Source organism: Pseudomonas sp. Fl4BN1, assembly GCF_009908285.1.
Taxonomy (GTDB): Bacteria; Pseudomonadota; Gammaproteobacteria; order Pseudomonadales; family Pseudomonadaceae; genus Aquipseudomonas.
Genome location: NZ_JAAARM010000057.1, coordinates 21297 through 27345, shown reverse-complemented (window position 1 = coordinate 27345; position 6049 = coordinate 21297). Strand labels below are relative to the sequence as shown.

Annotated in this window: 6 protein-coding genes; 2 read left to right on the top strand and 4 right to left on the bottom strand. The window is 64.7% G+C overall.

Annotation, left to right across the window (positions count from 1 at the left end; translation table 11 throughout):
• Positions 1–159: 159 nt before the first annotated feature.
• The 4 genes from GV818_RS32380 to GV818_RS32365 all read right to left on the bottom strand — a co-directional run bounded on the left by GV818_RS32380 (position 160) and on the right by GV818_RS32365 (position 4556).
• Complete coding sequence (locus GV818_RS32380; RefSeq protein ID WP_178125230.1) at positions 160–1281, bottom strand: class II histone deacetylase; 1122 nt, start codon at positions 1279–1281, stop codon at positions 160–162.
• Positions 1282–1381: 100 nt separating this feature from the next.
• The gene (locus tag GV818_RS32375) at positions 1382–2545 is read right to left on the bottom strand and encodes an MFS transporter (RefSeq protein WP_161778581.1); all 1164 of its coding nucleotides are present in this window, start codon (positions 2543–2545) and stop codon (positions 1382–1384) included.
• A 24-nt stretch (positions 2546–2569) separates the two neighbouring features.
• Complete coding sequence (locus GV818_RS32370) at positions 2570–3442, bottom strand: transporter (RefSeq protein WP_161757137.1); 873 nt, start codon at positions 3440–3442, stop codon at positions 2570–2572.
• A 136-nt stretch (positions 3443–3578) separates the two neighbouring features.
• The gene (locus tag GV818_RS32365) at positions 3579–4556 is read right to left on the bottom strand and encodes a helix-turn-helix domain-containing protein (RefSeq protein WP_161778580.1); all 978 of its coding nucleotides are present in this window, start codon (positions 4554–4556) and stop codon (positions 3579–3581) included.
• A 213-nt stretch (positions 4557–4769) separates the two neighbouring features.
• On the opposite strand from GV818_RS32365, the gene GV818_RS32360 reads away from it, so the two are divergent.
• Together GV818_RS32360 and GV818_RS32355 are read left to right on the top strand one after the other, a co-directional pair.
• Positions 4770–5654 carry an AraC family transcriptional regulator gene (locus tag GV818_RS32360; RefSeq protein WP_161757135.1) on the top strand — a complete coding sequence of 295 codons (885 nt, stop codon included), beginning with the start codon at positions 4770–4772 and terminating at the stop codon, positions 5652–5654.
• Positions 5655–5704: 50 nt separating this feature from the next.
• On the top strand, positions 5705–6049 hold the full coding sequence (locus tag GV818_RS32355) for a VOC family protein (RefSeq protein WP_161778579.1): 345 nt from the start codon (positions 5705–5707) through the stop codon (positions 6047–6049).

The window sequence follows — 6049 nt, the reverse complement described above, 5'->3', positions numbered from 1 at the left end:
CAGGCAGGCGGGGGCGGAACGGGGCGCCGCGAGCGGCGGGGAGCAATAGCCCCAGAAGCTCTGGAACCGAGCTTCCGGGGTGGTTGAGTGTTACACGGCGAGCAGCGGATGCTCAGCAGCACACCGGTGAACGTTGGTCATGGGCGAAATCCGGGCAAGTCAGCGATCAGTGGCCGCAATGGCCTCGGCCTGGCGGTCGAGTAACTGGCGTTGAAAGCTCAGCAGGGGCTCCCTGGGTTGCTGCAGGCGCACGAACTCCAGCATCGGGTCTTGGACCGCAGTACGGATACCCGAGAGCGCCTCCAGCGTGGCCAGTCCGCAAAACGGCACGTAGGCCTCGGAGTAGCCACCCTCATGCACCAACACCAGACGTCCCTCGCACAGGCGTTCGGCGGCGTCCCGCAGGCACTGGGTCATCTCGCGAAAGGAGTCGCTGTGCAGCAGCATCCGCGCCAGCGGGTCCACGGCGTTGGCGTCATAGCCGCAGGCGACGATGATCAGTTGCGGCTCAAAGCGCTCCAGGGCCGGCAGGACAATGCGCTGCATCGCGTGCAGGTAGGCGTCATGGCCGCCGCCGGGAAGCAGCGGGACGTTGATGTTGTAGCCCAGGCCAGCGCCGCGTCCGCGCTCATGCTCACCGCCGTAACCCGGCGGGAAGCAGCCGTCCTGGTGCAGGGACAGGGTCAGCACGTCGGTTCGCTCCTCGAAGATCGACTGGGTGCCGTTGCCGTGGTGCACGTCCCAGTCGATCACCGCGACCTTGCCCAGTCCATGGCGGGCCTTGGCGGCCTCGATGGCGATGGCGATGTTGGCCAGGAAGCAGAACCCCATGGCCTGGTCGGCGCTGCAGTGGTGTCCTGGTGGACGGGACAGGGAATAGGCATTGTCGGCCTCGCCGCTGAGCACCGCGTCCACCGCGGCCATGGCCAGCCCGGCGGACAGCTTGGCGATTTCGTAGCTGCCGGGGCCCACTGGCGCCTCGTCCCCGAGGTGACCGCCGCCGGCGTCGCTCAAGGCCTTGAAACGGTGCAGGTAGTCGGCACTGTGGACCCGCAACAGGTCCTCCTCGGTGGCCGCTGTGGCACTGCGCAGTTGCAGTTGCCGGGTCAGCCCCGAGACGTCCATCAGGCTTTTCAAGCGGCGCTTGGTTTCCGGCGATTCGGCGTGTCCTGCGGCGGCTGGTGGCTGCACCCAGCCGCCCACCGGCAAGGTCAGGACGTGGGGGCCGCCGCTGTGCCAGAGACAGAGTTCATCGAAGAAAAAAGCGGTTTTGCAGGTCATGGTGATATCCATCTTTCAAGGAAACGGGGGGGGTACTTGCGCCGCCCTGTGACGTATCGGTGGTCGTACCACCGAAGTTGCCCCAGGGCGCGCCAAGGGCTTAGCGAGAGGGTCGGCAACTGAGCACCAGGGCCAGCGACAGCAAGGTGATCACCGCGCCACCCAGCAGCAGGCCCTGGAAACCACCGCTGCTTTCGATCAGGCGCCCGGCCAGTGTCGGGCCGATTGCCAGGCCGGCGCTGATCACCAGGTTGGAGGCGTTCATCAGCCGGCCGCTGCGATCCATCTCGGCCATGCGTGCCAGGATCAGCGGCAGGATGAAGGTCCAGGTGAACTTGAACACCACTGCCGCCAGGGCGAAGCGCGCCAGTTGCGGTTGCCCCAGGAGCAGCAGCACCGAGGCCGCCATCAGCCCGTAGCCCAGCAGCAGGAGGGCGCCGCGAGGCAGACGGTCGCCGAACAGGGTGGCGCACAGCGCGCCGACGATGCCCATCAGGGTGGCGATGGCCAGGATGTCGCCGTTGGTCTGCGCCGAGAGGCCGGACTGGCTGCCAATGGCGCCGATGAAGGTCCAGACGCCGCTGAGGCTGATGTAGAACGTGAGGATGCCGAGAATCCCCAGCGCCGCCTTGATCCAGGAGATCGCTGGCGCCTTCGGGGCGTCGGCCGCCTCGTGCGCAGCGCCTGCAGGAAAGCAGCGGGCCAGGGGCAGGCACAAGGTCATCAGCAAGGCCAGGATCAGGTAGCAGGCACCCAGGCCAAAGCGCTCGAAGAGCATCGGCAACAGGCTCAGGCCGATGGCCCCCAGCGCCAGTTGGCCCATCACCCAGAAGCCATAGGCGCGACTGGGGCTGGGGCTGGCGGCGGCGCTGGCCAGGCAGATGATCATCAGCGAGCCGCCGGCCAGGGCGCTGCAGAAGCGCGTGATCAGCAACAGTGAGTAATCATCGGCAAGCATCGACAACAGGTTGGCGGTGATGAACAGCAGGGCGCTGCACAGCGCGGCACGGCGCCAGTCGATGTGTTTCAGCCACCAGATGGCGGGCAGCGTGGCCAGGCTCATGGCCCCCAGTTCGGCGGAGAACAGGTCGCCGATCTGTGTCGGGCTCAATTGCCACTGGCTGGCCAGTTGTGCGGCGATGGCCGGGGCCATCAACAGCACGGCGGGCGTGATGGCAGCGAACAGCACAATGGCCGCCAGCATTCCCAGGGGTTGCTGAGTGGTGCGTGCGGTGGTGCTCAAGGCAGGGTTCTGGGTGTTCATGGACAGACTCCGGGAGAGGTGGGTTCAGAACACATGGACCAGGCGCAGCAGGGCATCCGTGCCGGCATAGCCGTTGTCGGTGGCGACGTTGCGCGACAGGCCGAACATCAGTTGGTTTTGCTTGTCGAGCCAGTGCCCGACCTCGAATCCGACCTGGGTGTAGCGCTTGTGGGTGTCGTCGATACGACGGTCGTTGATCCGCAGTTCGCCGCCATCGGCGTGGATCAGGCGCAGGGCACCGTAGGTGCTGGAGGTGAAGTCGTAGGAGGCGAAGGCCTGCAGGCGATAGAGCGGATCCTGTTTCAGCTCGCTGCCGAAGTAGTCGTTGTTGCTGCCGTAGAGCTGGGCTTCAAGGTTGGCTTCCAGTACCCACTTCTCACCCAGGCCCTGGGTGTAGTTGTAGACAAAGGTCGTGCCCCAGCGGTTGGCCCCCGGCGACACGTCCGGGTTGCGGCTGTGGTATTCGCCCAGAGGCAGTGTGACCAGGGTCAGTAGGCCGCTGTAGGTGCGGGTCTCGGGCTGGTTGATGAAAAACAGGGTGCCGCCGACCTGAGGGTCGCCGAAACCGCTTTCGCCGGTGCGGCGTTCGGCGCCGGGCAAACGTGCGTTGATATCGGCAAAGGGCACGATGAACTGCGGGGTACACAGGGTGCCGCACAGGTCGCTGAAGAACACCTGGCGGTAGGCCATGGCATTGACTCGCAGGTCGGCCTTGCCGGTGCTGTCGGCGGGGCCGTGGAAGTCATCGGCGCGGGTAGCCGGCAGGTACAGCACGCCGAGGCTGGTGCCTGGCGGTGCGGCGAAGAAGTCCCGGGCGTTGAGGTCCGCGGCGTTCAGCGACAGGCTGGCCAGGGTGCCTGCCACGGCGACGGTGGTGCGGCTGAGGATCCTTGTCATGGGCGGTGCGTCTCTTGTTGGAGTTGTTGTTCGGCGAACGGCTCGCCGGCACACGGCAGTGGGCGGAAAAAAGGGCAAAGGCTGCCCGTGGCGGTCAAAAACGACAACCAAAGTCAGGAGCGATCAGGGTGCTGGGTCAGTCGGGCGGGGCGTGCAGTAACTGGGCAATGCGGGTTTTGTCCTTGACCCCGAGCTTGCTGTAGATGACACGGATGTGATGGCGCACGGTGTTGGGTGAAATGCCCAGGTCCCGGGCCACTTCCTTGTAGGTCTTGCCATCACCGAAACATTGGGCGACAGCGTTTTCCCGGGGGCTGAGCTTGGGCAGCAGGATGCGGCTGCGGGCTGCCAGCAGGTACAGGTCGCCCACCGCCGAGGATTCAACCTGCAGGCACTTGCCCTCGAAGCCATTGGCACCAAGCTCCATGGGCAGTTGTGGGCCACTCCACTGTGGCCATTCGTTGAGCAGCAGCTCGACGAAGCCGCGCTCGGCGCACTGCAGCACACCGCGTGGGTCGCACACCGCCAGGGCCAGGTTGCGCGGGCGGGTGAGCTTCTCGCGCATGGCCACCAGGGTACGGATCTGATTGGCCGATACAGCCGCCACCAGATGCAGCATCAAGTTGTTCAACAGCTGGCAGTCATCCTGGTTGAAGCGTGGCGCACCCGGGGCGCGGTACAGGGCTAGGTGGTTGCTCAAGTGGGTATGGGGGTCGATGTGCACCACGCACAGCAATTCGCCGATGTTGTACAGGTGGCCCAGCCAGTTGAGGCCGGGACCGTTGTCCGGGTCGGCCATGTCGACGATCACCGCGCGCCCCGGAACTTCGTGGACCCGGCTCACGGTGATATCGGTGTGGCGGATCGACTGCCAATCCGGCAGGTAGCTGGGTGGCAGGCGGTACAGGTAGCAGCTGTGTTCATCCGGCAGGCCATCTACCAGTGCGGCGCGGCCCCACCAGGCGCTGTCGAAGGGCAACAGCTTGTTGATGCGTGCGAGGGCATGCTGGTGAAGGTGCTCGATGTCCTTGTTCTGCGCCAGTTGCTGCAGTTCCAGGGTCAGTTCGCTGAAGGCTTGCAACAGACTGGCCGCGGCATGATCGGGTCGGTTCATGGGTCTGTACCTCTGTGCGACGTTGTTATTATTTTCGTCACTGAAGGGGTGAAGGACCGTTACGCCTGGGAGACGTGGGCAGGGCCTGGGACGAGTATCGGCGGCTGGCCGCAAGATAACCATCCTACAGATGCAGGAGGTGGCCCATGGCCCGGCTGCTGCGATCGCTTATGCTCAAGCGCCGAAACCGCACCACAGCCGGGAGTGAATACCATGCCAATGCAGCCTTCCTCAGTTGCGCACTACATGACAGGCTTTGATGCCATCAGCCTGCGTCCCTGGGGCTGCCGGTTGTACGGCTTCAGCGAGATACTGCCAGGCACCGTTCGGCGCCTGGAAGTGGCTCAGCCACGGGTCAAGCTGATTATCGGACTGTCTTCCCCTTATGGGCTGGCCGCAGGTGCCCGGAACGACCGTTGTCAGGCATTCGTGGTGAGCCGCCCGGCCGGGCCGGTGATTGTCGAGCAGAGCGGTGCTCATTCATGCATTGAGGTGGAACTACCGCCCTGGGCCGCGTATCGCCTGTTTCAGGGCGACGAACAGGTGCTTGCCAGCCCCTGGCTGGATCTGCGGGAGCTGTGGGGGCCGTCGATTGCCTTGTTGGTCGAGGCGTTGGATGAAATCCCTTGTTGGACAAGTCGCTTGCTCCGGGTCGAGGCTTTCCTTGCCGAGCGCATGCAGCGCTCTCGGCGTGAGGTGCCGGAAATGCTGCGCCGGGCCTGGGAGGCGCTGCAGCACAGTGCTGGAGGCATTCCGATACGCCATCTGAGCGAGCAGGCCGGTTACAGCGGGCGGCATTTCGCCAGTCGCTTCAAGGCCTATCTGGGACAAGGGCCTAAGGCCTGTGCCCGGCATATTCGCTTTGCCCGCGCACAGCAGTTGCTGGAATCGGCGCCGGCGCTGGAACTGGTGCAGGTGGCTTTGCTGTGCGGGTACAGCGATCAGAGCCACTTGAATCGGGATTTCCAGGTGTTTATTGGCTGTTCTCCGGCGGCCTACGCCCGGGCCGGGTGGGCGGACATTCCCGGCAAGCCGGCATCCTTGCTGGACACGCAGGATGTTTCGGCTCCCAGGTCAGTTTTATTCAAGACTCGCTGAGGGTTCCCGACGGACAGTGGCGCCTCTGTCTCGGTGAGTGTGGAGGACGTATGTTCGGTAGCCTTTCTCATGTGGAAATTGGTGCGCCTGATGGTAGTCAGGCGTTGGTTTTCTTCCAGCAATTGTTCGGTTGGTCGCCGCAGCCAATGGGCGCTCTCCAGAACGCCTGGTTACAGACGCCTTCGGTCCGGGTCGGCGTTCACGGTGACGACCCCCAGTCGTGCATGGTCCTGTATTTTCGGGTCGATGACCTGGCGAGCAGCGTCTTGCAGGTCCAGGCCCTGGGCGGCCATACCGGCGAGGTCAGCGACCCTGAGCCCGGCTTCGGCCGGTTCTGCCTGTGCCGCGATCCCCAGGGGGTGTGTTTCGGCCTGCATCAGCCGGACACTCCATGA